25 protein-coding genes are annotated in these 26,874 nt (G+C 70.8%); 14 read left to right on the top strand and 11 right to left on the bottom strand.

The genetic code is table 11. The annotated features are described in order from the left end of the window. Position 1: 1 nt before the first annotated feature. Both OHS59_RS06715 and OHS59_RS06710 read right to left on the bottom strand, forming a co-directional pair. Positions 2-940, bottom strand: a complete 939-nt coding sequence (locus OHS59_RS06715) for a squalene/phytoene synthase family protein (protein ID WP_328492478.1) — start codon at positions 938-940, stop codon at positions 2-4. Positions 941-1,078: 138 nt separating this feature from the next. Then, positions 1,079-2,017, bottom strand: a complete 939-nt coding sequence (locus OHS59_RS06710) for a lytic polysaccharide monooxygenase (RefSeq protein WP_328492477.1) — start codon at positions 2,015-2,017, stop codon at positions 1,079-1,081. A 252-nt stretch (positions 2,018-2,269) separates the two neighbouring features. Here OHS59_RS06710 and OHS59_RS06705 point away from each other — a divergent pair, with 252 nt between their 5' ends. The 4 genes from OHS59_RS06705 to OHS59_RS06690 all read left to right on the top strand — a co-directional run bounded on the left by OHS59_RS06705 (position 2,270) and on the right by OHS59_RS06690 (position 5,618). Then, the gene (locus OHS59_RS06705) at positions 2,270-2,950 is read left to right on the top strand and encodes an ABC transporter permease (RefSeq protein ID WP_328492476.1); all 681 of its coding nucleotides are present in this window, start codon (positions 2,270-2,272) and stop codon (positions 2,948-2,950) included. Next, positions 2,947-3,612, top strand: a complete 666-nt coding sequence (locus OHS59_RS06700) for an ABC transporter permease (protein WP_328499079.1) — start codon at positions 2,947-2,949, stop codon at positions 3,610-3,612. Before OHS59_RS06705 ends, OHS59_RS06700 begins: the two co-directional genes overlap by 4 nt. Further along, a complete protein-coding gene (locus OHS59_RS06695) occupies positions 3,609-4,577 on the top strand; it encodes an ABC transporter substrate-binding protein (protein WP_328492475.1) in 969 nt (322 codons plus the stop codon). The genes OHS59_RS06700 and OHS59_RS06695 overlap by 4 nt, the downstream gene beginning before the upstream one ends. 117 nt (positions 4,578-4,694) lie before the next feature. After that, entirely contained in the window at positions 4,695-5,618 is a 924-nt protein-coding gene (locus OHS59_RS06690; RefSeq protein ID WP_328492474.1) for a hypothetical protein, read from the top strand. Positions 5,619-5,628: 10 nt separating this feature from the next. On the opposite strand, the gene OHS59_RS06685 is transcribed toward OHS59_RS06690, so the two are convergent. The 7 genes from OHS59_RS06685 to rhaI all read right to left on the bottom strand — a co-directional run bounded on the left by OHS59_RS06685 (position 5,629) and on the right by rhaI (position 14,678). Beyond that, a complete protein-coding gene (locus OHS59_RS06685; protein ID WP_328492473.1) occupies positions 5,629-6,783 on the bottom strand; it encodes a betaine/proline/choline family ABC transporter ATP-binding protein in 1,155 nt (384 codons plus the stop codon). A 22-nt stretch (positions 6,784-6,805) separates the two neighbouring features. Beyond that, complete coding sequence (locus OHS59_RS06680; protein ID WP_328492472.1) at positions 6,806-7,456, bottom strand: LutC/YkgG family protein; 651 nt, start codon at positions 7,454-7,456, stop codon at positions 6,806-6,808. After that, the gene (locus OHS59_RS06675; protein WP_443061390.1) at positions 7,453-8,934 is read right to left on the bottom strand and encodes a LutB/LldF family L-lactate oxidation iron-sulfur protein; all 1,482 of its coding nucleotides are present in this window, start codon (positions 8,932-8,934) and stop codon (positions 7,453-7,455) included. The genes OHS59_RS06680 and OHS59_RS06675 overlap by 4 nt, the downstream gene beginning before the upstream one ends. Then, positions 8,931-9,683 (bottom strand): (Fe-S)-binding protein, encoded by a 753-nt coding sequence (locus OHS59_RS06670; RefSeq protein ID WP_328492471.1) that lies wholly within the window; start codon positions 9,681-9,683, stop codon positions 8,931-8,933. Before OHS59_RS06670 ends, OHS59_RS06675 begins: the two co-directional genes overlap by 4 nt. Before the next feature lie 168 nt (positions 9,684-9,851). Next, the gene (locus tag OHS59_RS06665; RefSeq protein ID WP_443061615.1) at positions 9,852-11,288 is read right to left on the bottom strand and encodes a rhamnulokinase; all 1,437 of its coding nucleotides are present in this window, start codon (positions 11,286-11,288) and stop codon (positions 9,852-9,854) included. 23 nt (positions 11,289-11,311) lie between these two features. Beyond that, entirely contained in the window at positions 11,312-13,351 is a 2,040-nt protein-coding gene (locus tag OHS59_RS06660; RefSeq protein WP_328492469.1) for a bifunctional aldolase/short-chain dehydrogenase, read from the bottom strand. Positions 13,352-13,517: 166 nt separating this feature from the next. Beyond that, positions 13,518-14,678, bottom strand: a complete 1,161-nt coding sequence (gene rhaI / locus OHS59_RS06655) for an L-rhamnose isomerase (protein ID WP_328492468.1) — start codon at positions 14,676-14,678, stop codon at positions 13,518-13,520. Between the two features lie 283 nt (positions 14,679-14,961). On the opposite strand from rhaI, the gene OHS59_RS06650 reads away from it, so the two are divergent. From OHS59_RS06650 to OHS59_RS06610, 9 genes are all read left to right on the top strand, one after another. Then, positions 14,962-16,479, top strand: a complete 1,518-nt coding sequence (locus tag OHS59_RS06650) for a sugar ABC transporter ATP-binding protein (protein WP_328492467.1) — start codon at positions 14,962-14,964, stop codon at positions 16,477-16,479. Then, positions 16,476-17,516 carry an ABC transporter permease gene (locus tag OHS59_RS06645; RefSeq protein ID WP_248776049.1) on the top strand — a complete coding sequence of 347 codons (1,041 nt, stop codon included), beginning with the start codon at positions 16,476-16,478 and terminating at the stop codon, positions 17,514-17,516. Before OHS59_RS06650 ends, OHS59_RS06645 begins: the two co-directional genes overlap by 4 nt. Next, complete coding sequence (locus tag OHS59_RS06640) at positions 17,509-18,501, top strand: ABC transporter permease (protein WP_328492466.1); 993 nt, start codon at positions 17,509-17,511, stop codon at positions 18,499-18,501. Before OHS59_RS06645 ends, OHS59_RS06640 begins: the two co-directional genes overlap by 8 nt. Positions 18,502-18,648: 147 nt before the next feature. Beyond that, positions 18,649-19,734: a rhamnose ABC transporter substrate-binding protein gene (gene rhaS, locus OHS59_RS06635; protein ID WP_328492465.1), complete on the top strand. Its 1,086-nt coding sequence runs from the start codon at positions 18,649-18,651 to the stop codon at positions 19,732-19,734. A gap of 73 nt (positions 19,735-19,807) precedes the next feature. Beyond that, positions 19,808-20,128 carry an L-rhamnose mutarotase gene (locus OHS59_RS06630; RefSeq protein WP_328492464.1) on the top strand — a complete coding sequence of 107 codons (321 nt, stop codon included), beginning with the start codon at positions 19,808-19,810 and terminating at the stop codon, positions 20,126-20,128. Positions 20,129-20,229: 101 nt separating this feature from the next. Beyond that, positions 20,230-21,651, top strand: a complete 1,422-nt coding sequence (locus OHS59_RS06625) for a BNR repeat-containing protein (RefSeq protein ID WP_328492463.1) — start codon at positions 20,230-20,232, stop codon at positions 21,649-21,651. Between the two features lie 78 nt (positions 21,652-21,729). After that, complete coding sequence (locus tag OHS59_RS06620) at positions 21,730-22,755, top strand: LacI family DNA-binding transcriptional regulator (RefSeq protein WP_328492462.1); 1,026 nt, start codon at positions 21,730-21,732, stop codon at positions 22,753-22,755. A gap of 44 nt (positions 22,756-22,799) precedes the next feature. Continuing rightward, the gene (locus OHS59_RS06615; RefSeq protein WP_328492461.1) at positions 22,800-23,201 is read left to right on the top strand and encodes a DUF6153 family protein; all 402 of its coding nucleotides are present in this window, start codon (positions 22,800-22,802) and stop codon (positions 23,199-23,201) included. Positions 23,202-23,325: 124 nt separating this feature from the next. Next, positions 23,326-23,964: a DUF305 domain-containing protein gene (locus OHS59_RS06610; RefSeq protein WP_328492460.1), complete on the top strand. Its 639-nt coding sequence runs from the start codon at positions 23,326-23,328 to the stop codon at positions 23,962-23,964. A 150-nt stretch (positions 23,965-24,114) separates the two neighbouring features. Here the strand turns inward: OHS59_RS06610 and OHS59_RS06605 are convergent, their stop codons facing one another. Further along, entirely contained in the window at positions 24,115-25,227 is a 1,113-nt protein-coding gene (locus tag OHS59_RS06605) for a sensor histidine kinase (protein WP_328492459.1), read from the bottom strand. Next, positions 25,224-25,889, bottom strand: a complete 666-nt coding sequence (locus OHS59_RS06600) for a response regulator transcription factor (protein WP_328492458.1) — start codon at positions 25,887-25,889, stop codon at positions 25,224-25,226. Before OHS59_RS06600 ends, OHS59_RS06605 begins: the two co-directional genes overlap by 4 nt. Positions 25,890-26,364: 475 nt before the next feature. Between OHS59_RS06600 and OHS59_RS06595 the strand changes: the two genes are divergently transcribed. Then, entirely contained in the window at positions 26,365-26,844 is a 480-nt protein-coding gene (locus tag OHS59_RS06595; protein ID WP_328492457.1) for a DUF4396 domain-containing protein, read from the top strand. Positions 26,845-26,874: the final 30 nt, after the last annotated feature.

Raw genomic sequence — 26,874 nt, 5'->3', positions numbered from 1 at the left:
GTCACCGTGTGGAAGCGGTCCCGGCCGGCTCCGTGCGCTCGGCGCGGTGTGGCGGCGTGCGGCGGGTCAGCAGGCGCAGGCAGGCCACCGGGCGGTCGCGGACGGGGCGGCGGGTGACCGAGGCGCCCCGGGTCGTCACCGACTCCAGGCGCTGATGGTGCAGGTCGAGGACGAAACGCATCAGCCGCCGGTGCTCGTCGGAGCAGTGGTCGAGGAGCACGCCGGACTCCCGGAGCGTGGCGCGCGCGGTGCCGGCGGTGGCCGCCACCAGCGCGCGTACCCCGGGCAGGTCGCGGCCCCGCTCCAGGTCCTCGCGCGTGATCTCGTACCGTTCGAGATCGCTGACGGGCAGGTACAGTCGCCCGCCGCGCAGATCCTCGTGCAGGTCGGTGAGGATGTCCGTCCGCTGGGCCGCGTCGGCGAACAGCCGGCAGGCGGCGGCGAACTCGGCGCTGCCGCCGCCCTGATGGGCCAGCCCCGAGGTGATCATCAGGAACGGCCAGGTGAGCCGCTCCACGTACCGCTGGTAGTCGGCCTCGGTGGCGAAGCCCGGGAAGTCGAGGTCGATCCGCGCGCCGTCCAGGTACGAGTCGACCCACCGGCGCGGCAGTTCACGGGTGGCCGCGGTGTGCAGGAACGCGCGCAGCAGCGGGTGCTCGGCGCTTCCCGAGCCGAGCGCCGTGCGCACCCGCCCCGCCCAGGCGTCGAAGCGCCGGGTGCGTTCCCCGACCGTGCCCCGGTCGCAGATGTCGTCGGTGTAGGACGCGAACGCGTACCCCGCGAGCACGTGGGGTTGATGGTCCGCGGGCACCATCAGGCGCACCGCCAGATAGCCGGCCGGCTCCCGCCGCCGCATGAACCGCGCGACCTTCGTGTAGTCGTCACGCAGTACGCCCTGGCTCACCTCGGCCGCTTCCAGGCTTTTTCGCCAGGTCCGCACGTTCCACTCCCCTGACACTGCCGGTCGTCGACCACCGAAGCGACGCACGCTACCAGTCACGTGATCTTCGGCGGACGGCAGGTCCGGCGGCGGGTCCAATGGCAGGTCCGGCGCGGGTCCGACGGTGGGTACAGGGCGTCAGCGCCGCCTGCGCAGGGTGTACGCGGCGCCCGCCGTGATCAGGAGACCCGCCGCGCCGCCCGCGACCAGGGGCAGGGCCGGGGTCCGGCTGTCCTTGTCGGAGGTGGCGGAGGCGACCGCCTCGCCGGGGTCGCCGGTCAGCGTCTGCGACGGCTGCGGGCGTGCGCTCGCCACGTCGGCCGGTGACTTCGAGGGGGAGGCGGCGGCGCCGGTCTCCGCGGCCGCGGACTTCGTCGGCGGCTTCACGGGTGTGCTCGACGAGGACCCGGTCGACCCGGCCGACCCGGAGCCCCCGGCGCTCTTCTTCGCGGCGGGGAAGACCACGTCCGAGCACGAGTAGTACGTGTCCGGGGTGCTCGTGTTCTGCCAGATCGTGTAGAGCAGGTGGCGTCCGGTGCGGTCGGACGGCAGCTCGGCCTTGATCCGGTAGGCGCCGTTCACCAGCGCCGGGTCGGTGGCCGTCGCGAAGGGCCTGGACGGCAGGTCGGACCACTTGAGCGGCTTCGTCGGGTCGTAGCCGTCCTTCGTCAGGAACAGCTTGAACGTGCCCGTGTGCGGAATCGTCGACCGGTAGGTGAGCGTCATGTCCGCCCCGCCGCTCAGCCGGGTCGAGGGCCAGTCGGCGCGGGCCAGGTCCAGGCCCCGGTAGGCGGCGAGGCCTCCGCTGCACAGTTTGCCGTCGGGGACGACCTGCCGGTCCCGGCCGTTCACTCCCGCCAGCCGCAGGTTGTCGAAGGCGGCGACACCGGAGGCGGCAGCGGCCCGGCAGACCGCCGACCGCGCCTGCTGACCGCCGGGGGAGCAGGCCACCGCCCGGCTCACCGGATCCGTCGGCGCCCCGTGCGCGGCGGCGGGCCCGGCGGCTCCCACGGCGAGTAGCAGCGGGGCCGCCCCGACGAGGACGACGAGGGCGGCGGTGCGGGGTGCGGTCGTCATGGGCGGGATTCCTCCTGGGACGGCGGGCGGGGGGAACCCGCTGTCCCTGAAGTACGGGAGAGGCGCAAGCGGCGTTCAACTCGCCCCACCGACAGCTCGACCTACGGAACTGCTCGCCCCACGGGTGACTCCCCGCGCGGGTGAGTCCCCGTACGGGTCATCAATACGCGCCGTCCGCCGCCCGCCCCGCTGGAATGGACCGTGACCGGACCGGACCTGTGACCGGACCGGACCCGCGACCGGAAGGGACCCGTGACCGCGCCCCCGGACGACTGCCTCGCGCGCAACGAGTGGATCTGCGGCGACTACCTGAGCACCCGCCGCGACATCCTCCTCGACGCCGTCGGCCAGCACCTCCAGCTGACCGCGCTCTCCGTCCTCATCGGCCTGGTGATCGCCCTGCCCCTGGCCGTGGCGGCCCGCCGCTGGGGCTGGGCGGCGGGCCCGGTGCTCGCCGTCACGACCGTCCTCTACACGATCCCGTCGCTGGCCATGTTCTCCCTGCTCCTGCCGGTGTACGGGCTGTCGGCGGCCCTGGTCGTCGCGGGCCTCGTCCTGTACTCGCTGACCCTGCTCGTCCGGAACATCCTGGCCGGGCTCCGGGCCGTGCCCGAGGACACCCGGCAGGCGGCCCGCGGCATGGGGTACGGGCCCGTCAGGCTGCTCCTCACCGTCGAACTGCCGTTGGCCCTGCCCGCCGCCATGGCGGGGCTCAGGATCGCCACCGTCTCGGCGGTGTCGCTGGCCACGGTCGGTGCGATCGTCGGCTTCGGCGGGCTCGGCAACCTCATCTACTCGGGGATGAACACCTACTTCAAGGCCCAGGTCCTCACCGCGTCCGTGCTGTGCGTGGCCATCGCGGTCGCCGCCGATCTGCTGCTGCTCGGGATCCAGTGGCTGATCACCCCCTGGACGAGAGCGAAGCGCGGATGACGACCCTCACCGACGCCTGGGACTGGCTGGCCGACTCCGCGCACTGGGCGGGCGACGACGGCGTCTGGCACCGGCTCGGTCAGCACCTCGTGCTGACCGTCGTCTGCCTCGTGATCAGCTGTCTGATCGCGCTGCCGGTCGCCCTGGTCCTCGGCCACCTCGGCCGGGGCGGCGCGCTCGCCGTCAACATCTCGAACGTCGGCCGGGCCGTCCCCACCTTCGCGGTGCTCGTCCTGCTGCTGCTCACCCCGATCGGCGACTGGGGCCAGGGCCCCACGGTCGTCGCGCTCGTGCTGTTCGCCGTTCCACCGCTGCTCACCAACGCGTACGTGGGGATGCGCGAGGTCGACCGTGACGTCGTGCGGGCGGCCCGCGGCATGGGGATGACCGGAGGTCAGATGCTGTGGCGGGTCGAGGCGCCGCTCGCGATGCCGATGATCATGGGCGGAGTGCGTCTCGCGGCCGTACAGCTCGTGGCCACCGCCACGATCGCCGCGCTGGCGGGCGGCGGCGGACTCGGACGGATCATCACCGCCGGGTTCAACCTGGCGAGTACGCCGCAGGTCGTCGCCGGAGCCGTCCTCGTCGCCGTCTTCGCCCTGCTCGTCGAAGCGGTCTTCGAAGTGGCGGAGCGGCTCGCGCCCCGGCGGGGCACGCGATGAGGGCGGGGTGCGGGGTGAGGCGGCGCGGGAACCTCACCGGTCTGCTCCTGCTGCTCCTGCTTCCGCTGACCGGCTGCGCCTCCGGCCCCTCCCTGGAGAACCAGGGCGAGGTCACCGCACCGCCCGGCGACAGCAAGAACCTGATCATCGGCTCGGCCGGTTTCACCGAGAGCGATCTCCTGGCCACCATGTACGGGCTGCTGCTCAACCAGGCCGGATACAAGACGTCGACGCTCACCGTCGCCAACCGCGAACTGTACGAACCCGCCCTGGAGTCGGGGCAGATCGACGTCGTCGCCGAGTACGCGGCGACCTTCGCGGACTGGCTGAACGCCAAGACCAACGGGGCGGACGCCCCCGCCGTCGGCTCGCCGGACCTGGACGCCACGATGGCCGCGCTGCGCAAGCTGGCCGCGCCCCGCGGGCTCACCGTCCTCGAAGCGGGCAAGGCCGTCGACCAGAACGCCTTCGCCGTGACCCGCGCCTTCGCCCGCGAACACGACCTCAAGTCGCTCAGCGACCTGGGCGCGTCCGGGGTGGAAGTGCGGCTGGCCGCGGGGGACGAGTGCGTACAACGGCCCTACTGCGAACCGGGGCTGAAGAAGACGTACGGCATCGACATCACGGGTGTGGACCCCAAGGGCGTCGGCACTACGCAGGCGAAACGGGCCGTGCAGAACGGCCAGGACCAGATGGTGCTGACCACCACGACGGACGCGACGCTCGACGACTTCGGCCTCGTCCTGCTCACGGACGACAAGCATCTCCAGAACGCCGACTACATCGTGCCGGTGGTCAACCGCTCCCGAGCGGGCAGCGAGGGCGTCGCCACGGCTCTCGGAAAGCTCAACGACGTGCTGACGACACGGGACTTGGCAGCCATGAACCAGCAGGTGGACAGCTGGCGCCGACTGCCCGAGGACGTGGCCCGGACGTACCTGCGCGACCACGGATTGCTCCCGTAGCAGGACCGTGACGACTGTGGCCGTACTGGTGCGCCGGTACGGCTTCCTGCCCGGCCCGCGCATCGGTACACGTCTTACATGGAAAACGGGGGACACCGCCCGACGAGGCGGGAGAAGTTGTCCGAAACGATGGTGGGCGCGAGCACGCTCGAAAGGCCCAGGCTGCTGAGCGACGTGGATCCCGAGTCCCGCGCGGGCTACGAGAGACTGGGCAGGTCGTTCCCGAAGCAGCTACTGGAACTCCAGCGGCTGTACGGGGTTTCCCAGCGGGCCTTCGAGCGGGAGACCAGGACCTCGCTGATGGCGACCGTGGAGTACACGGTGCGCAGCGCGCTGGCCTCTCCGCAGCTCGACGAGTCTCCGGCCGGCTCCAGCCTGGCCGACTACCTGGAGAAGGAGATCGCCGGCATCCGGGCCAGGGTCCGCCAGGACAGGGCGGTCGCCATCAGCCGCGGGCTCAACGTCGGACTCTCCATCGGGCTGCTGATCAGTCTCGTGCTGCTCAGCCTGCCGCTGATGGTGGGCGCGTGGGGGCTCCTGGGCCACCTGGGCATCACCCTGAACTGCAGCGACCGCTGGACGCTCATGGGGGTGTTCCTGAGCGGCGGCGCCGGGGCGTTCGGCGCGGTGTTCAGCGTGCTGGCGCGGCTGCGCAACAGCGGGGACGAGCTGACGCGCCGGAAGACCAACGGACACACCGAAGCCGTCGTACCGGGCCAGATGGCCCGGAGCATGCGGCACGAGGGCGTCTACCGCGTCGTCATCGGCTGGGTCCTCGGTATCGCCGTGTTCCTGTTGCTCAGCGCCGAGTTCGCCCAGGTGATCGACGTACCGGTCGCCACGGGTGACATCTGCGGTGGCCGTGAGGCGGCGAGCACCTCGTTCTGGGTGTTCTGGTGCGCCATCGGCTTCCTGTCGGGGTTCAACGAACGCTGGACCTTCGGCCTGCTGAACCGCTCGTCCCGCTCCTACGGCACGGACGGCAGGGACAGCCGGGACGACAGGGACAGCGCGGACAGCGGCAGGAGGGCCAGGACCTGACGAAGCGCCACTAGGCGTCCGCCACCGAGTCGAAGTCCACCTGACCCCGCGGGACACCGAGCGCGTCCGCGTCCACCGAGCGGCGCAGCGCCTCGTGCAGCTTCGCCGGGGTCAGTACGCCGAGGAAGCGCGCCCCGTCGAGCACGGCCACCCAGCCGGCGTCGTGCTGGAGCATCACGCCGAAGGCCTGCTTCAACGGGGCGCCCACGGGGACCCAGGACTTCATCCGGTGGACGAGGGCGGCCACCGTGCCGCCCCCGGCCAGTTCCTCGGCGCCCACCCAGCCGTGCAGATCGCCGTCCGCGTCCAGGACGACCGCCCAGCGCGCACCCTCCGCTCGCAGCCGGCCGGCGGCCCGGTCGGCGCTCTCGTCGAGGCGGACGACCGGCGGCTGCTCCAGGTCGTCGGGCTCGATCTCGGTGACCGACAGCCGCTTCAGGCCCCGGTCGGCGCCCACGAACTCCGCCACGTACGGAGTCGCCGGGGTGCCCAGCACCGCTCCCGGCGTGTCGTACTGCTCGATGCGGCCCTTCCCGTACACGGCGATGCGGTCGCCGAGCCGTACGGCCTCCTCGATGTCGTGCGTGACCAGCAGCACCGTCTTGCGCACGGCCGCCTGCATCCGCAGGAACTCGTCCTGCAACTGCTCCCGCACCACCGGGTCGACCGCACCGAAGGGCTCGTCCATCAGCAGCACCGGCGGGTCCGCGGCCAGGGCCCGCGCCACGCCGACCCGCTGGCGCTGACCGCCGGAGAGCTGGTCCGGATAGCGCGAGCCGAACGTCTTCGGGTCCAGGCCCACCAGGTCGAGCAGTTCGGCGGCCCGCGCCCGCGCCTTCGCCTTCTTCCAGCCGACCAGGGTGGGCACGGTCGCCGTGTTGTCGAGGACGGTCCGGTGCGGGAAGAGGCCCACCTGCTGGATGACGTAACCGATCCGCCGTCGCAGCAGCACCGGGTCGACCGTCGCGATGTCCTCGCCGTCGACGAGGATCCGGCCCGAGGTCGGCTCGATGAGACGGTTGACCATCATCATGGTCGTCGTCTTGCCGCAGCCGGACGGGCCCACGAGCGTGACGAGTTCACCCTCGGACACCTCGAAGGAGAGTCCGTCCACCGCGGTCGTGCCGTCCGGATACCGCTTGGTGACCTGCTCGAACCGGATCATGACTTCACGCTAACCGCGTCCGTCACTCTCCGCTCACCAGCACCACCTCTAGGGTGCGCGGACCGTGCACCCCCTCGACCCGGTCGAGTTCGATGTCACTGGTCGCGGACGGACCCGAGATCCAGGTCAGCGGGCGGGCCGGATCGACGCGCTCCAGGCCCTGGGGCACCGAGGACACGACCTGATCCGGCACCCGTACGACACAGATGTGGTGGTCCGGGACCAGCGTGATCCGGCGGCGGCCCTGGTCGGGGCCGCCGTCCAGCACGATGGTGCCGGTCTCGGCGATGGCGACGGCGCACGCCGTGACCACACTGTCGACGCGGTCCAGTTCGGCCGGGGTGTTCGCGGCGGAGTCGGGCACCTGGGTGACCTCGGTGGCCGCGAGCCACCGCGGGTCCAGGCCCGTCGGGACGGAGACCGCCGCCGAACCCCGCTCGGCCAGCAGCCGGGCGATCGTCGCCGCCAGCTCGCCGGCCGTGCAGCGGTGCACGAGCGCCCGGTAGTCCGCCAGGTTCTCCGCCAGCAGATCCACCGTCTCCGCGACACTCCGGTGCCCGTGCTCGCGCAGATACGGGCGCTCGAAGGCCTGTTCGTACGGCGTGTCGTCCGGTGGCACATCGGCCAGCGCACGCCGTACCCGGGCCAGGATCAGATCCCTGCTGCCGCTCACTTCGAGGTGTCCTTTCCGCCCTGCGTCCGCTGCCACCAGTCGCGGAACGGCTCCGCCGGAACCGCCGGCAGCGACCGGGTCTCGCTCCACGCCTTGCCGGGGCCGGGGAGCGACCTCGGATGGAAGCGGCGCGTACGGGACGCCATCCGCTGGCCGGTGCGCAGCGCGCCCGGATGACTGAACGCCCACCGCGCGGCACGCATCGCCGCACGCTCGGCGGCATGCCCCTTCGCGGGCTTGAGCACGACCTTGGCGCCCTCGCGGGTCACGGCACCGCCCTGCACGACCCGCTCCCGCAGATGCACCAGCACCTCCGGGATGTCGATCGCCACCGGGCACACGTCGTAGCAGGCCCCGCACAGCGACGACGCGTACGGGAGGGAGGCGTCGATCTCGTTGTCGATGCCCCGCAGCTGGGGGCTGAGGATCGCGCCGATCGGGCCCGGGTAGACCGAGCCGTACGCGTGGCCGCCCGCCCGCTCGTACACCGGGCAGACGTTGAGACACGCCGAGCAGCGGATGCAGCGCAGCGCCTGGCGTCCCACCTCGTCGGCCAGCGTGTCGGTGCGTCCGTTGTCGATGAGGACCAGATGGAAGGACTGCGGCCCGTCCTCGTCCGTGGTGCCCGTCCACGTCGAGGTGTACGGGTTCATGCGCTCGGCCGTCGAGGAGCGGGGGAGGGTCTGGAGGAAGACCTCCAGGTCCTGCCAGGTCGGCACGATCTTCTCGATGCCGACGACCGAGATCAGCGTCTCGGGCAGGGTCAGGCACATCCGGCCGTTGCCCTCGGACTCCACCACGACCAGCGTGCCGGTCTCGGCGACCATGAAGTTGGCGCCGGACACGCCGACCTTGGCGCGCAGGAACTTCTCGCGCAGGTGCAGGCGCGCCGCGTCGGCCAGTTCGGCGGGCGTGTCGGTGAGGCCCTCCGGCGCCGGGCGGCCCCACTCGCTCATCTCGCGCGTGAAGATCTCACGGATCTCACCGCGGTTGCGGTGGATGGCGGGGACGAGGATGTGCGAGGGCCGGTCCTTGCCCAACTGCACGATCAGCTCGGCGAGATCGGTCTCGTAGGCGTTGATGCCCTCGGCTTCCAGGGCTTCGTTGAGACCGATCTCCTGCGTGGCCATCGACTTGACCTTGACGACCTCGCTCTCACCGGTCGCCTTCACGAGGTACGTGACGATCCGGTTGGCCTCGTCCGCGTCGGCGGCCCAGTGCACGGTGCCGCCCGCCGCCGTGACCGACTCCTCCAACTGCACCAAATACCGGTCGAGATGACGGAGCGTGTGGTCCTTGATCTGCTTGCCGGCCTCGCGCAGCTCGGCCCAGTCGGAGACCTCCGCGACCGCGTTCGCGCGCTTGGCGCGGATGGTGTGCGTCGCGTGCCGCAGATTGCCGCGCAGGGTCTGGTTGTGGACGGCCTCGTGCGCGGCCTTCGGGAAGGCCGGCATCCCGACGAATGTGCCACCGCTCATGCCGGTCCCTCTTCCGTGCTCGCCAGGATCTCCGCGATGTGTACCGGGCGCATGCCCGTCCTGAGCCGGGTCATGGTGCCGCCGATGTGCATGAGACAGGAGTTGTCGGCGGCGCACAGCACGTCGGCGCCCGTCGACTCGGCGTTGCGTACCTTGTCGGCCCCCATCGCCGCCGAGACGTCGGAGTTCTTGAGGGCGAAGGTGCCGCCGAAGCCGCAGCACTCGTCGGCGCCCGGCAGCTCCCTGAGCTCAAGTCCCTTGACGGACTGCAGCAGCCGGCGCGGCCGGTCGCCCAGACCGAGACTGCGCAGCCCGTGGCAGGTGGGGTGGTAGGTGACGGTGTGCGGGTAGTACGCGCCCACGTCGGTCACCTTGAGCACGTCCACCAGGAACTCGGTGAGCTCGTACGTCTTGGGCACGACCGGTGCGAGGGTGGTGGCCAGGCCGTCGCCGCGGCCCTCCGCGCGGGCCCGCTCGCCCATCCGGGGGTACAGCTCGCGGACCATCGCGCCGCACGACCCGGAGGGCGTCACGATCGCGTCGTACCCGCCGAAGACATCGGAGAAGTGCCGCGCCAGTGGTTCGGCCTCGTGGCGGTATCCGGTGTTGTAGTGGGCCTGCCCGCAGCAGGTCTGCGCCATCGGGAAGTCGACGTCGACGCCCAGTCTGGTCAGCAGCTTCACCACGGCTCGGCCCGTATCCGGATAGAGCGTGTCGTTGACACAGGTCAGGAACAGGGCGACACGCATCGCGGCTCCTATAGATCATTCATCGGATGGGTATACGGTACGCGGCGCGGGGTCTTGCCGGAATGAGTGGTGACCCCCCTGTGGGGTCCTCGGCCGCGGGCGGACCGTGGCTGGGCGCGCAGTTCCCCGCGCCCCTTCGGGGGCGCGGACGGCGGGGCGGGGTCCATGTCATCGGCCGCTCAGGCGTGCCTCGGCCGACTGCCAAGCCGCAGTGGTGCCCTGTGGCTCGTAGCGGGTCAGTTGCTGCGTACGGGCCAGTAGTCGGCGCATCTCGGTTCGGTCGCCGGTCTGGCCGTGGGCTCGGGCCTGGACCAGGACGTTGCCCAGGGCCGCCGCCTCCGCCGGGCCCGCGACGACCGGGAGGCCGCAGGCGTCGGCCGTGAGGCGGCACAGCAGGGCGTTGCGGGCGCCGCCGCCGACGATGTGCACGACGTCGACCGGATGGTCGGCCAGCTCCTGGGCCCGGAAGATCGCCCGGCGGTGGGCGAGCGCGAGCGAGTCGAGGATGCACCGGGTGATCTCGGCCCGGGAGCCGGGCACGGCCTGCCCCGACTCCCGGCAGGCGTCGGCGATCCGGGCAGGCATCCGGCCGGGAGCGAGGAACGCCGCGTCCCCCGCGTCGACGACGGACCGCAGTGGCGTCACCTCGGCCGCGGCGGACAGCAGTTCGCCGAGGTCGGGGTTCCCCCACTCCCGCAGGCACTCCTGGAGCAGCCACAGGCCCATGATGTTCCGCAGATAGCGGACCGTGCCGTCCAGGCCCAGTTCGTTGGTGAAGTTCGCCGCGCGGCTCGCCTCGGTGAGGACGGGCGCCGCCAGCTCCAGGCCCGCGAGGGACCAGGTGCCGGTGCAGATGTACGCGAAGCGTTCGTTCACGGCCGGGACGGCGGCCACCGCGGAGGCCGTGTCGTGGGACCCGACGGTCGTCACCGGCACGGGGCCCGTCAGCCCGGTCTCCTCCAGCACGCCCGGCCGCAGGAAACCGGCCGGGTCGCCGGGCCGCCGCAGTGGCGCGAACAGCTCCAGGTCGATACCGAGACGCGCGGCGACGTCGTACGACCAGTCTCCGGTGCGCGGGTCGATCAGCTGCGTGGTGGAGGCATTGGTCAGCTCCGTGCCGGCCTCACCCGTCAGCCAGTACGTCAGCAGATCAGGGATGAGCAACAGGCGCTTCGCGTGCGCGAGCTGGGCGGAGGATCCGGCCGCCACCAGCTGGTACAGGGTGTTGAAGGGGGCGTACTGGAGACCGGTGGCCGCGTACAGCTCGGGGGCGGGCACGGTGGCCCACACCTTCTCCGCGACGCCCTGGGTGCGGGCGTCGCGGTAGTGCACCGGGTTGCCGAGCAGCGCCCCGTCGGCGTCGAGCAGGCCGTAGTCGACGGCCCAGCTGTCGATGCCGACCGAGTCGACGGGCCCGGCCGCGCGCAGCCCGTCGAGGACCCCCGCGTACAGGGAGAGGATGTCCCAGCGCAGCCCCTCGGGGGTGCGCACGGGCCGGTTCGGGAAGCGGTGGGCCTCTGTCAGCTCCAGCGAGTCGGGGCCGACGCGGCCGACCATGACACGTCCGCTGGACGCGCCGAGGTCGACCGCGGCGTACGACTTCACAGCCGCCTCCCGGGTGGGACCGGTCATCGGAGGAACGCGGCGGCGACACCGGCGTCGACCGGGACGTGCAGACCGGTGGTGTGCGTGAGGTCGCCGCCCGTCAGGGCGAACACGGCGTTGGCGACGTGCTCGGGGAGGACCTCACGCTTGAGGATGGTCCGCTGGGCGTAGAACTCGCCGAGCTTCTCCTCCTCGATGCCGTACGTGGCGGCGCGCTGGGCGCCCCAGCCGCCGGCGAAGATCCCGGAGCCGCGGACGACGCCGTCGGGGTTGACGCCGTTGACGCGGACACCGTGCTCGCCCAGTTCGGCGGCGAGCAGGCGGACCTGGTGGGCCTGGTCGGCCTTGGTCGCCGAGTAGGCGATGTTGTTCGGGCCCGCGAAGACCGCGTTCTTGGACGCGATGTAGATGATGTCGCCGCCCAGCTCCTGCGCGATCATCACCCGGGCGGCCTCGCGGGAGACGAGGAAGGAACCGCGGGCCATGATGTCGTGCTGGAGGTCCCAGTCCTTGGCGGTCGTCTCCAGCAGCGGCTTGGAGATGGAGATACCGGCGTTGTTGACGACCAGGTCGACACCGCCGAAGGCGAGGACCGCCGCCTTGAAGGCTTCGGCGATCTGCTCCTCGGAGGTCACGTCCACGGCGACGGCGACGGCCTTGTCGGGGCCGCCGAGCGCGGTGGCGACCTCGGCCGCGTTCTCCGCGTTCAGGTCCGCGATCACGACACAGGCGCCCTCGGCGACGAGCCGCTCGGCGATCGCCTTGCCGATACCGCTGCCGGCGCCGGTCACGAGCGCGACCCGCGTGGCGAGCGGCTTGGCCTTCGGCATGCGCTGGAGCTTGGCTTCCTCAAGGGCCCAGTACTCGATGCGGAACTTCTCGGACTCCTCGATCGGCGCGTACGTCGAGACGGCCTCGGCGCCGCGCATCACGTTGATGGCGTTGACGTAGAACTCGCCGGCGACCCGCGCGGTCTGCTTGTCCTTGCCGAAGGAGAACATGCCGACACCGGGGATCAGCACGATCGCCGGGTCAGCGCCGCGCATCGCGGGGGAGTCGGCGTCGGCGTGCCGCCGGTAGTAGGCCGCGTACTCCTCGCGGTACTCGGCGTGCAGCTCCTTCAGCCGTGCGATCGCCTCGTCGAGGTCGGCGGCCGGCGGCAGGTCGAGAACGAGCGGCCTGACCTTCGTACGGAGGAAGTGGTCGGGACAGGAGGTGCCGAGGGCGGCGAGGCGCGGGTGCTCGGCGCTCGCGAGGAAGTCGAGGACGACCTCGGAGTCGGTGAAGTGTCCGACCTGGGGCCGGTCCTGCGAGGCGATCGACCGGATGACGGGCGCGAGCGCGGCGGCCCGCTCCCGGCGCTCGGCGTCACCGAGGGCCGCGTACCCGTCGATCGCCGGACCGAAGGGCTCGGCCTTGCCGCGCTCGACGAGGAACTCCTCGGCCCTGCGGATGATGTGCAGCGAGTTGCGCTCGCACTCCTCGGCGGTGTCGCCCCAGGCGGTGATGCCGTGCCCGCCGAGAACACAGCCGATGGCCTGCGGGTTGGCCTCCTTGACCGCCGCGATGTCCAGCCCCAGCTGGAAACCGGGCCGCCGCCACGGCACCCAGACGACACTGTCCCCGAAACACTCGGCGGTCAGCTTCTCCCCGTCGACCGCGCAGGCGAGCGCGATCCCGGAGTCGGGATGCAGGTGATCGACATGAGCGGCGTCCACCAGGCCATGCATGGCGGTGTCGATGGAAGGCGCGGCCCCGCCCTTCCCGTGCAGGCAGTAGTCGAAGGCGGCGACCATCTCGTCCTCGCGCTCGACGCCCGGGTACACGTCCTTCAGCGCCAGCAGCCGGTCGAGCCGCAGCACGGCGAGCCCGCCCTCGGTGAGGGTCCCCAGGTCGCCACCGGACCCCTTGACCCACATCAACTCGACGTCCCCGCCGGTCACGGGATCGGCCCCGGTCCCCTTGGCGGACGTGTTCCCACCCGCGTAGTTGGTGTTACGAGGATCAGCACCGAGCCGATTGGACCGCCCGAGCAGAGCGGCAGCTTCAGGATGGGTAGCCATGTGAGAGTTCCTTAAAAGAAGAGAGAGGAGAGAAGCCCCGCAAGGGGCGCGGGGCTGTGTCGATTCGCGGCTCCGCCGCGGGGCGCGATCAGCCACAAGCGCCCCGCAGTCATCCGTCGGCGGTCAGGCCGACGGCGAGTGGTTAGGTCGAAGCCGAGCGCAGCGGCTACGCCCCCCAACCGGCCTGCTCCCCACCAACCCGCTCAGCAGCGATCTTCTCCGCCCACCCGGACCGGTGGTAGGCGGCGATCGGGTCGGGGTCCAGCCCCAGCTCCTCCCGGACCTCCGCCACCAACGGCCGCACATCCGTGTTGTACGCGTCCATCAGAACGGCGTTCGACGCGAGCACGTCGCCGCTCCGCTGGGCCACAGCCAACGCGTCCCGGTCCACGAGAAGCGCCTTGGCCGTGGCCTCCTGCACGTTCATCACGGACCGGATGATCGCCGGGATCTTCGCCTCGATGTTGTGGCACTGGTCGAGCATGAACGCCACGTCCGCCGTGAACCCGCCACCCCGGATGACCTCGTACATGATCCGGAACAGCTGGAAGGGGTCGGCGGCGCCCACCATCAGGTCGTCGTCCGCGTAGAACCGCGAGTTGAAGTCGAACGCCCCGAGCTTCCCCTCCCGCAGCAGCGTGGCGACGATGAACTCGATGTTGGTGCCCGGCGCGTGGTGCCCGGTGTCGACGACGACCTGCGCCTTGGGGCCGAGCTTCAGGCAGTGGGCGTACGCCGTGCCCCAGTCCGGCACGTCGGTCGCGTAGAAGGCCGGCTCGAAGAACTTGTACTCAAGGAGCATCCGCTGGTCGTCGCCGAGACGCTCGTACACCTGGGCGAGAGCCTCCGAGAGGCGGTCCTGGCGCTCCCGGAGGTCGTCCTGGCCAGGATAGTTCGTACCGTCCGCGAACCACAGCTTCAGGTCCTTCGAACCCGTGGCGTCCATGATGTCGATGCATTCGAGCAGATGGCCCACGGCCTTCCTGCGCACCGTGGCGTCCGGGTGGCAGACGCTGCCGAGCTTGTAGTCGTCGTCCTGGAAGGTGTTGGAGTTGATCGCGCCGAGGGTCAGCCCGCGCTCCTCGGCATGCTTCGCCAGCGCCGCGTAGTCCTCGACCCGGTCCCAGGGGATGTGCATGGCCACGGTGGGCGCGGCCCCCGTGAACTCGTGGACCTTCGCCGCGTCGTCCAGTTTTTCGAAAGGATTGCGGGGGACGCCCGGCTGCGCGAACACCTTGAAGCGGGTTCCCGAGTTCCCGTACGCCCACGACGGCGTCTCTACTGCCTGAGTCTTGAGGGCGGCCTTCACCGCGGCGAGCTCGGTCACTTCGGGGCTCCTGTGACTTCCGTTGTGGCATCGGTTCCGAATGGCTTCTGAACACCATGGCTCTGAAACGATTCAGAAGGCAGAAGTTATGAGCCCCCCGAAAGGCTGTCAACCCCTCCGGCGCGTACGCCTTGCCGTGACTCGGTTGTGACCTTTGGCTATCGAAAATTTCGGCCTGTACCCATTGACGTGACCTGGGCTACATGTCTAACGTCCCGGCAACCTAGTTGAAACCTTTCACGACGTCGTGAGGCCGCATCGCCCGCGTCGTTGAGGAGCCCTCATGACCCACCGGTCCGACGCGGATCCGGCCCCCGTGCTGGCACTCAAGGACATCTCGAAGTCCTTCGGTGCCGTACGCGCCCTGCGGGACGTGTCCCTGGAACTCTTCCCCGGCGAAGTGCACGCACTCGCCGGTGAGAACGGCGCGGGCAAGTCGACCCTCATCAAGACGCTCGCCGGCGTGCACCGACCGGACGCCGGTCAGGTGCTCCTGGACGGCGAGCCCACCATCTTCCACGGTCCCGCCGACGCCCGCGACGCGGGTATCGCGGTGATCTACCAGGAGCCGACCCTCTTCCCCGATCTTTCGATCGCCGAGAACATCTTCATGGGGCGCCAGCCCCGGCGTGCCCTCGGCCGGATCGACCACAAGGCCACGCACGCCGCGACCCTGGCCCTCATGAAGCGCCTCGGGGTCGAACTCGACCCCGACCGCCCGGCGCGCGGCCTGTCCATCGCCGACCAGCAGATCGTGGAGATCGCCAAGGCGCTCTCCTTCGACGCCCGCGTCCTGATCATGGACGAGCCGACCGCCGCCCTCACCGGCAGCGAGGTGGCCCGGCTCTTCGGAGTGGTCCGCACCCTGCGTGAGCAGGGCTCGGCCGTGCTGTTCATCTCGCACCGCCTGGAGGAGATCTTCCAGATCTGCCGGCAGGTCACCACCCTGCGCGACGGTGCCCTGATCTCCAGCGAACCGATCGACGGCATGACCGAGGAGGATCTCGTCCGCCGCATGGTCGGCCGCGACCTCGACGAGCTCTACCCCAAGCAGGACGTCCGGGCGGGCGAGGTCGCCCTGAGCGTGCGCCGCCTGACCCGCGAGGGCGTCTTCACCGACGTCTCCTTCGACGTCCGCCGCGGCGAGATCGTCGGCCTCGCCGGACTCGTCGGCGCCGGACGCACGGAGGTCGCCCGGGCCGTCTTCGGCGTCGACCGCTGGGACGCCGGAGAGGTCGAGCTCGACGGGAAGAAGCTGACGAACGGCGCGCCCTCCACGGCCATGGCCGCGGGACTCGCCCTCGTCCCCGAGGACCGCCGCGCCCAGGGCCTGGTGATGGACATGTCCATCGAGCGCAACATCGGCCTCACCGGACTGCGCAAGACCGTCAGGGCCGGACTGATGGACCGCGGCGCCGAACGCAGCCGCTCCCTCGACTGGGCCGTCAAGCTCCAGGTCAAGTACGCCCGGATCGCCGACACCGTCAACACCCTGTCCGGCGGCAACCAGCAGAAGGTCGTCCTCGCCAAGTGGCTCGCCACCGGCCCGAAGGTGCTGATCGTCGACGAGCCGACCCGAGGCATCGACGTCGGTACGAAGGCCGAGGTGCACCGCCTCCTCAGCCAGCTGGCCGCCGACGGGGTCGCCGTCCTGATGATCTCCTCCGACCTGCCCGAGATCCTCGGCATGGCCGACCGGGTCCTCGTCATGCACGAGGGCCGGCTCACCGCCGAGATCGCACGCACCGACGCCACCGAGGAAACCGTGATGGCCGCAGCCACCGGGAGGGCAGCCGCGTGACGGTCACCGCTCCCAACCCAGCCCCCGCCGCCGAGGTGCCCAAGTCCAGCGGCACCCGGCTGGTGGACCGCGTCTTCAAGATGCGTGAACTCGCCATCCTGCTGGTCTTCCTGGTGATGATCGTCATCACCCAGATCGGCAACAGCGACTTCCTGTCCGAGCAGGGCATCAAGGACCTCCTGCTGAACGCGACCATCCTCGTGCTGGTCGCCACCGGCCAGTCGCTGGTCGTCATCACCCGCAACGTCGACCTCTCGGTCGGCTCCACGCTCGGCATCAGCGCCTTCGCCGCCGGCACCTACCTGGAGGGCGGCGGGAACTCCGTCGTCGCGGTGGTTCTCGCGGTCCTCCTCGGCGTCGGCTGCGGCCTGGTCAACGGACTGCTCGTCAGCCTCGGCCAGGTACCCGCGCTCGTCGTCACCCTCGGCACGCTCTACATCATCCGGGGCATCGACTCCATCTGGGTCGGCTCCCGGCAGATCACCGCGGCGGGTCTGCCCGACGGTTTCATCGACTTCGGCTCCGGCGGCATCTCCGCCGTGCCGTACCTGGCCCTGATCGCCCTGTTGGTACTGGTCGCCACGGCCTACTACCTCAAGCACTTCGGCAGCGGACGCGAGCTGTACGCGCTCGGTTCCAACCCGGAGGCCGCCCGCCTCGCCGGCATCCCCGTACGCAAGCGGATCCTCGCCGCGTACACCTTCTGCGGAGCCCTCGCGGGCCTCGCGGGCGCGCTGTACCTCGCCCGGTTCGGCAACGTCGACTCCGGCACCGGCAACGGCTACGAACTCACCGTCGTCAGCGCGGTCGTGGTCGGTGGCGTCGTCTTCACCGGCGGCTCCGGCAGTGTCTACGGAGCGGCCCTCGGCGCGCTCCTCCTCACCTCCATCAACAGCGTGCTGCCCGCCCTCGGCGTCAGCTCCGTCTGGGTGCTCGCCATCAACGGCATCCTGCTCATCCTCGCCATCGCAGTCGACCGGATCGTCGCCCTGCGGGTGGCGACCGCACTGAAGAAGAGGAACGCCCGCCATGGCTGACTCCGCTCTCGCGCGCGCCGTCCGCTGGGACACGGTGGTGGGCGCCCTCCTGATCGTCGTCCTGCTGCTCTCCTTCACCACCGTGGACGGCTTCGGCAACGCGCTCAACCTGTCGTTCCTCATCGGCAACACGCTGCCCATCGCGCTGATCGCCCTGCCGATGACCATGCTCGTGGTGTCCGGCGAGATCGACCTCTCGGTGGCCTCCACGGCCGGCCTGTCCGGCGCCGTGATGGGCGCCCTGTGGAACCAGGGCATGACCATCGAGACGATCATCCCGATCTGTCTGCTCCTCGGCGTGGTGTGCGGACTGATCAACGGGCTGCTGGTGACCCGCCTGGGACTGCCGTCCCTCGCCGTCACCATCGGCACCCTCGCCGCCTACCGGGGCATCGCGCAGATCGTGCTCGGCTCCGACGCGGTGACCGACTTCCCCACCCAGTACCTGGACTTCGCGGCCGGCCGCCTCGGGGACACCTTCATCCCGTACGCGTTCCTTCCCTTCCTGGTGCTGCTCGCGATCGCCGTGGTCGCGCTGCACGCCACCCCGTTCGGGCGATCCCTGTTCGCGGTCGGCGCCAACGAGGAGGCCGCGCGGTTCGCCGGCATCCGCGTCAAGCGGCAGAAGCTGATCCTGTTCACCGTGACCGGGCTGATGGCCTCGCTGACCGGCATCTTCTGGGCGCTGCACTACGCCAGCGCCCGCTACGACAACGCCACGGGGCTGGAACTGTCCGTCGTGGCGGCCGTGCTGCTCGGCGGGATCGACTTCGACGGCGGCAAGGGAACGCTCGGCGGGGCGATCGCGGGGGTGTTCCTGCTCGGTGCCCTGCAGAACGTGATGAGCCTTCAGGACGTCTCCGCGCAGTCGCAGATCGTCGTCACCGGCGTGCTGCTGGTGCTGTCCGTGCTCGGGCCGCGGGTCGCCCGGCAGGTCTCCGTCGCGCGGGCGGGGCGGCGGGCCGCGCAAAGTTCCACTGGTTAAGCGGTAAAGGTCCGCTGGTCGGGCCGTTCGTCGGCTGCGGGTCCGTTGTGGCTGGTCGCGCCCTGCGGCGGAGCCGCTCAGCAATACAGTCCCGCGCCCCTTCGGGGCGCCCCCAACCGTACTCACCACCCTTGTAAAGGACCCATCATGCGCAAGTCATCCCTCCGCCGAGCCTGTGCGGTTCTCGCGGCGACCACCTCTCTGGCCCTGGCCCTCACCGCCTGTGGTGGTGGCACCTCCAAGGACGACGTCAAGGACGAGGGCGGCTCCAACGCCGCGGCCGGCAAGGCCGACCCGAACGCGGCCACCAAGAAGGGCCTGACCGTCGGCTTCCTGCCGAAGCAGGTCAACAACCCGTACTTCACCTCCTCCGACAAGGGCGGCGAGAAGGCCCTCACCGAACTGGGCTCGAAGTACAAGGAGGTCGGCACCAACAGCGGCACCGACACCGCCGGACAGGTCTCCTACGTCAACACGCTCACCCAGCAGCAGGTCGACGCGATCGCCGTGTCCGCGCAGGACCCGGGCGCCCTGTGCACCTCGCTCAAGCAGGCCATGAAGAACGACATCAAGGTCGTCACCTACGACTCGGACACCAAGACCGACTGCCGCAACGCCTTCGTCTCGCAGGCCAGCGCCGAGGACCTGGGCCGTACCGAGGTGCAGTTGCTCGCCGAGCAGATCGACTACAAGGGCGAGATCGCGATTCTGTCCGCCGCGCAGACCGCGACGAACCAGAACACGTGGATCGACTTCATGAAGGACGAGCTGAAGGACCCGAAGTACAAGGACATCAAGCTCGTCAAGACCGCCTACGGCAACGACGACGCCCAGCAGTCCTTCCAGCAGACCCAGGGCCTGCTCCAGGAGTACCCGAAGCTGAAGGGGATCATCTCCCCGACCACGGTCGGCATCAAGGCCGCCGCCCAGTACCTGTCGGGCTCCAAGTACAAGGGCAAGGTCAAGCTGACCGGCCTCGGCACCCCGAACGACATGCGCAAGTACGTCAAGAACGGCACCGTCGACGCCTTCGAGCTGTGGGACCCGGCGAAGCTCGGCGAGCTGGCCGCCCGCACCTCCGTCGCGCTGGTCTCCGGCCAGATCACCGGCAAGGAGGGCGAGACCTTCAAGGCCGGCGACATGGGTGAGTACACCATCGGCAAGGACGGTGTGATCAACCTCGGCAAGCCGACCGTGTTCAACGCCAAGAACATCGACCAGTTCGACTTCTGACAGCCCGAACCGCCCGTCCGGCACGGGTGGTTCGGCTCGCGGAGGTTCATCCACGACCCGGGAGCGGCACTTCATGCAGCGCGTCTGTTTCCTGCTCAAGGTCCGCGAGGACCGGCTCGACGAGTACCGCGAGAGACACGCCACCGTGTGGCCCGAGATGCGGGAAGCACTCTCGGCCACCGGCTGGCACAACTACTCGCTCTTCCTTCGTGAGGACGGCCTGCTGGTCGGCTACTTGGAGACCGAGGACTTCGCGGCCGCGCAGGCGGGCATGGAGGCCACCGGGGTCAACGCCCGCTGGCAGGCCGAGATGGCGCCGTTCTTCGAAGCACTGGACGGCGCCAGGCCCGACGAGGCGATGAAACCGCTCACCGAGGTCTTCCACCTCGCCTGATCACCTGACGGCCCGGTCCGTCCGATGACCCTGTCCACCTGATCACCGTGCTCTTCCCCACTCGTTCCCTCCTCGTCCCCACACGCCAAGGAGCCCCGAACATGAAGAGACGCACCCTGCTGGCCTCCGCCCTGCTCGGTACCGTCGCGGCCCCGGCCCTCGCCGGTACCGCCAGGGCGGCGGCCCCCGGTCCCTCGGTCACCCGGACCGGGACCACCACGCTCGACAGCCAGGCCATCTTCTTCGTCTCCTACGACGGCCTGGTCAACAACAACTCGTTCCAGAAGAACGCCCTGCTGACCTACAAGGGCCACCAGTACGCCGTCTGGTACACCGCCGACCGCAACGCCGTCGTCGGCCGCCGGGGGCTCGGCGCGAGCACCTGGTCGACCGTGAAGGTCGGACACACCCTGCGGTACGACGACTCCCACAACGTCATCTCCATGGGTGTCTCCAAGACCGACGGCCGCCTGCACCTCCACATGGACTCCCACAGCGACGGCTTCACCTACGTGAAGTCGGTCGCTGGGCTGATGGACAACCCGGCGGGCCTGACCTGGACCACGAACCGGTTCGGGGCGCCGCAGTCGACCCTCGACGGGCTCGCGCTCACCTCGCAGTTCACGTACCCGCAATTCGTCTCCACCCCCGACGGGAAGCTGCAGCTCAGCTACCGCGTCGGGGTCTCGGGCAACGGCCGCAACGCCCTCGCCGAGTACAACGGCACGTCCTGGACCGCCCTCGGTGAATGGAGCGGTTCCACCGGCACGTACACGAGCGAGCACGGCTCCAGCAGCGTCCGCAACATGTACCTGCACGGCATCGACTACGACCGGAACGGCCGGCTGCACTCCTTCTTCACCTGGCGCGAGCAGAACAACGCGGTGATGTGCAGCAGCGGGGGACTGACCAACCACGACACGGGTTACGTCTACTCGGACGACCGCGGCCGCACCTGGCGCAACGACGCGGGCACGGTCGTCGGTACCACCGGCACCTCGAACACGGTCGCCGTCACCGACAGCGGCCTGGTGATCGACGCCCTCAACCCGGACCACTCCCTGATGAACCAGGAGAGCCAGGCCACCGACTCCGCGGGCCGCCCGCACGCGATCATCAGCTATGTGCCCGGCCGTTTCGGCCAGTGCACCACGAACTACGTCGCCGACCGGAAGGCGAACGGCCGTGCCTTCCACGTCCGCAGGACCGCCACCGGCACCTGGAGCAAGACCGAGATACCCCTCGCCCTGAACTCCAGCCAGCGCACCAGGCTGGTCCTCGACAAGTACGACAACGCGTACGCGATCCTGCCCTTCGGCCGGATCGCCGCCGCGTCAGCCGCCTCCGGACACACCACCTGGACGACCCTGTTCGACGGCAGCGGACTCGACGCCTTCGGCGAGGTCCTCGTCGACGAGACGCGGATCGCCCAGGACGGCGTGCTGTCCGTCCTGTACCAGGTCAGGTCCAGCGGTACGACGCCCTCGGCGCTGCGCGTCGTCGACTTCGCCCTGCCCGCCTGACGCAGTCCGTTCCGGGTGGGCACGCGGGTAATGTGACTGCGTGCCCACCACTCACCGTTCCATGGAGGTAACCGCCTGATGGCCCAGTCGGTGGGTATCAAGGACGTCGCCCGCGTCGCCGGAGTCTCCGTCGGCACGGTCTCGAACGTCATCAACCGCCCTGACACGGTCGCCTCCGAGACCCGCGCCCGGGTGCTCTCCGCGATCGACCGGCTCGGCTACGTCCGCAGCGAGTCGGCCCGGCAGCTGCGCGCCGGACGCAGCCGGATCATGGGCCTGCTCGTCCTCGACATGGGCAACCCCTTCTTCGTGGACGTGGCGCGCGGCGCCGAGCGCGCGGCCCGCGAGACCGGGCTCGGCGTGATGGTCTGCAACAGCGCGCAGAGCGCCGGCGAGGAAGCCGACTACCTGTCGCTCTTCGCCGAACAGCGGGTACGGGGCGTCCTGTTGACACCCGCCGACGCGACCGGCCGCAACATAGAGGCGTTCCGCCGGCACGGCATCCCCTTCGTCCTCGTCGACCGGGTGGCCGAGGGCACCACCGAGTGCTCGGTGTCCGTCGACGACGTGGCGGGCGGCGCACTCGCCGTACGGCACCTGATCGACGCGGGCCACCGTTCCATCGCGTATGTGAGCGGGCCGCCCGGGCTCACCCAGGTCACGGACCGCCGCACGGGTGCCCTGAACGCCCTGGGCGAGGCGGGGCTCGGCCCGGAGTGCCTGCGCGAGCTGCCCACCGAGCGCCTCGACGTGGCCGCGGGCCGCGACGCGGGAGCCCGGCTCCTGGGCCTCGCCGACCGGCCGACCGCCGTCTTCTGCGCCAACGACCTGCTCGCCCTCGGTGTCCTGCAGGCGGTGTTCGCGGCCGGTGTGAGCGTTCCCGACGACCTCGCGATCGTCGGCTACGACGACATCGAGTTCGCCGCCGCGGCGGCCGTGCCGCTGACCTCGGTGCGCCAGCCCGCCGTGACCATGGGCGCGCTCGCCGCGGAACTGCTCCTGGAGGAGACCGAGGCCGACGCGGCTCCCGGCTCGCACAAGCACCGGCGCGTGGTGCTCCAGCCGGAACTGGTCGTCCGCCGTTCCAGCCTCCCCTCGCGCTGAGGGGGCGTCCGGGTCACGGACCGCGTGCCCCCTACGATGAGGGCGTGACCGCGAGCACCCGAGCAGACGACCGCCCCGCCGGGCGGCTGCTCGTGCTGCTGGTCCTGGCGGTGCTGGCCGGTGTGCTGGGCATGCACGCGCTGGCACCCGGCGGGGCGCCGGCCGCGGGTGCGGGTGCGGGCCACGAGATGGTGATGACCGCGGCGGACAGCGTGCCGCACGCGGACGCGGGCTGCTCGCACACCGACGGCGGACGGAGTCACCTCGCCCACGCGGACGGAACGTGTGCGGCCGCCGGTACGAGTGCCGCGTACACACCCCCGGCGCCGGCCGGCGCGGCCCTGGACGTACCCGTCGCCGCTTCCCCCACCGCGTCGGCCACCGGCTGGACGCACGAGGGCCGGGCGCCGCCCGACCTGTCCGAACTGCAGCTTCTCCGGATATAGAGCCCTCCGCACGGCACCCCTGTGCCCGGCGCGGGCCGGTGCGAGGTGCCGTGCCCCCGCAGGCTCCGACCATCCGTGACACCGCGCGCCCTTCTGCCGGCGCGTGTCGAGGAGTTGCACCATCATGATCCGTACACGTTCACTGGTCCGCCGGACCGCCACCGTCGCCGCCGCGGGTGCGGCGGCGCTCGTGCTGGCCGCCTGCGGCGGCGACGGCGACAGCGCCGGCTCCGCCGGCCACAACGGCCACGACACCACCGCCACCGCCACCGCGTCCGGCTCCGCATCGGCGTCGCGGGGCGGGCACAACGCGGCCGACGTGGCCTTCGCGCAGGGGATGATCCCCCACCACCGCCAGGCCGTGGAGATGGCCGCACTCGCCGACGGGCGGGCCGGGTCGGCAGAGGTGAGGAAGCTCGCCGCCGGCATCGAGAAGGCCCAGGGCCCGGAGATCGGGACGCTCTCCGGCTGGCTCACCTCCTGGGGTGAGGAAGCGCCCGCCGCCGGCGGCATGGACCACTCCGCGCACGGCATGGACGGGATGATGACGGACAAGGAGATGACCGAGCTGAAGAACACCTCGGGCACGGCCTTCGACGCAGCCTTCCTGAAGATGATGATCAAGCATCACGAGGGAGCGGTCGAGATGGCGAAGACCGAGCGGGCCGACGGCGCGTACGGTCCCGCCACGAAGTTGGCCGGCCGGATCGTCACCGCACAGAGCGCGGAGATCGACCGGATGGACCAGCTCCGCAAGGACTGACCGGCCGTAAGAACTGACCGGCGTCGTCAGAACTGACCGGCCGTAAGGACTGACCGGCCGTGAGGACTGACCCCCGCACAAGGGTGGGGCGGGCATCGAGCGTGCCCGCTCCGCCCCGGCGCACCACCGACCGGTCCTTTCGCGCTCCGGTCACGGCGTCCGGCGCAGCGGCAGGCGCACATGGAGTTCGTAGCCCCCGTCGGGAGCGGGGCCGGCGGTGACGGTGCCGCCGAGGAGTTCGGCCCGCTGGCGCAGCCCGGCCAGACCGTGGTGGGCGCCCGGCAGCAGCAGCGCGGGCCGGGTGGGCGCCGTGTTGACGACGGCGGCGTGCACGGTGTCGTCCTCGTACCGGACACGGATGACGGCCGTGGCGCCGGGCGCGTGCTTGCGGACGTTGGTGAGGGCTTCCTGGACGGTGCGGTAGACGGCACGCTGCAGGGGTGCGGGCAGGGCGTCGGGCAGGTCGGTGTGCAGCTCCGTCTCGATGCCGCTGGTGTCGACCAGCCGCCGCAGATCGGCCAGTGAGGGCTGCGGAGTCAGCTCGGTGGGACGGCTGCCGGCCGCCCTGAGGACGCTGACCATGTGCCGCAGCTCCTCCAGGGTCTGCACGCTCAACTGCCTGATGGTGGTGGCGGCCTCGCGTGCCGCGGAGTCGTGGGTGGCGACCTGGAGGGCTCCGGCGCGTACCGCGATCAGGCTGACCTGGTGGGAGACCACGTCGTGCATCTCCCGGGCCAGCTGGGCGCGTTCCTTGGCGAGCACGCCCTGTGCCAGCAGCTCACGTTCGTGCTCGCGGGCCTGGGATATCTCGGCGAGCCGCAGGGACAGTTCACGGCGGGCCTGGACCAGCTGGCCGAGGAAGACCGGCGCCGTGGCGGTGGCCAGGCTGTAGGTGACGGTGACTAGGTCGGAGGAGTCGGAGAAGTCGGCGAACCCCGGGTCGGGCCAGTGCCAGTAGGTGAGGTCGCAGGCGGCAAGGGCCAGCGCGCCGGCCACCAGCAGCACCCGGTGGCGGTTGAGCGAGGCCAGCGTGTACAGCGCGGCCAGCGGCGCGAAGATCGCGTCGGTGACCAGGGCGGCGGGTAGGGAGAGCAGGAAGGCCGGCAGGGGCATGTGGCGGCGCAGGGTCAGAGCGGCGGTGGCCAGCAGGGCGGCGGCTCTGCGCAGCGGTTCGTCGGACTGCTCGTGCACCCAGATGTCCAGCAGGGAGACCGCGATGAGCAGGGCGTCCAGGACGGGGGCGGGTATCCGGCGGGCTCTCACCGCTCCTCCCGGGACTCCGGCGCCCTGAGCAGTCCGGCGCGTTCGGCCAGCAGGGCGGCCTGGACGCGGCTGACGACCCGCAGTTTGGACAGCACTGCGCTCACATGGTCCTTGACCGTGCCGGTGCTCAGGTGCAGCCGCGCGCCGATGGCGGCGTTGGACAGTCCTTCGGCGATCAGGACCAGCACGGCGCGTTCCCGGTCGGTCAGCGCCTGGACGCGGTGCATCGCCTCGTGCTGGGGGCCGTTGTCGAGGTAGCCGTGCACGACGGTGCGGGTGACGGAGGAGGACAGTACGACCCCGCCCGCGGCCAGATTGCGTACCAGCACCGGCAGTTGCACCGGATCGGTGTCCTTGAGGAGGAAACCGGCCGCTCCCGCGCGCAGCGCGGCGGCCACGTACTCGTCCATGTCGAACGTGGTGAGCATGGCCACCACCGGCTTCCCCGGCAGCCGCCGCAGCCGGTCGAGCACCGTCAGCCCGTCCACGTCCGGCATGCGGATGTCCAGCAGCACCACGTCGGGACACAACTTCTCGGCGGCTGCCACCGCTTGGCCGCCGGCGACCGCGGCCACCACCTCGATGTCGTCGGCCGCGGACAGGATGTGCTCGAAGCCCGTGCGGACCAGCGCTTCGTCGTCGACCACCAGTACGCGAATCACGTGCGTCCCCCCATCGGCGTGGACCGCTTGAGGATTCGTACCACGCGGGAGAGCGCCCGGGAGTTCCTGCGGCGCTCCTGCCCGCCGCCCGACGGAGGGCTTCCAGCCGGTCGGCGGGAGGACGGCGGCCACCTGCCGGATGGGCCCGGACGCCGTGCGGCGGCAGTGTGGGAAGCACGGCGGTGGAGCCGTTCGGGGAGCCTGCCACGGTCCGGCACCGCACGAGTCCCCCTCTGCGGACGACCGGACGGCCGAGGCCGGGCGCGCGGCCGCTGCCCTCCCGCCCCAGGAGGACAGCGGCCGTCCACGGCAGGGTCCGCCCGCGCCCTCGAACTGCGCCGCACGGTCCGCCCGCGCCCTCGAACTCCATCGCACGCCTTCCGTCGAGACAGCTGGCAATATACCCCCCAGGGGTATATCTTCCATGAGTGGGGCCGACACCGGCCGCACCGGAAGCCGAATGGGGATGAAGGGCATGGACCACAGCACGCACCACACCGGTACAGCGCACGGCCACGGCGGCGCGTCCTGGCCGACGGCGGTGAAGGCGACGCTGCACTGCCTGACCGGGTGCGCCATCGGCGAGATCCTCGGCATGGTGATCGGCACCGCCCTGATGTGGGGCAATGTGCCCACCATGGCCCTCGCGATCTTCCTGGCCTTCGTCTTCGGCTACTCCTTCACGCTCTTCGCCGTGGTGCGCGCCGGACTGACCCTCAGGGCCGCACTCAAGGTGGCGCTGGCCGCCGACACGGTCTCCATCGCGGTGATGGAACTGGTCGACAACGGCATCGTCGCCCTGACACCGGGTGCGATGGACGCACAGCTGTCGGACGCGCTGTTCTGGGCGGCCCTGCTGGGTGGCTTCGCCATCGCCTTCCTGATCACCACACCGGTCAACAAGTGGATGATCGGCCGCGGCAAGGGGCACGCCGTCGTACACGCCTACCACTGAGCGGTTGTTCAGTACGTTCGCGTTTCCCAG

The sequence above is a fragment of the Streptomyces sp. NBC_00414 genome (assembly GCF_036038375.1).
Classification (GTDB): Bacteria; Actinomycetota; Actinomycetes; order Streptomycetales; family Streptomycetaceae; genus Streptomyces.
This window is presented reverse-complemented; position numbering and strand designations above follow the sequence as displayed.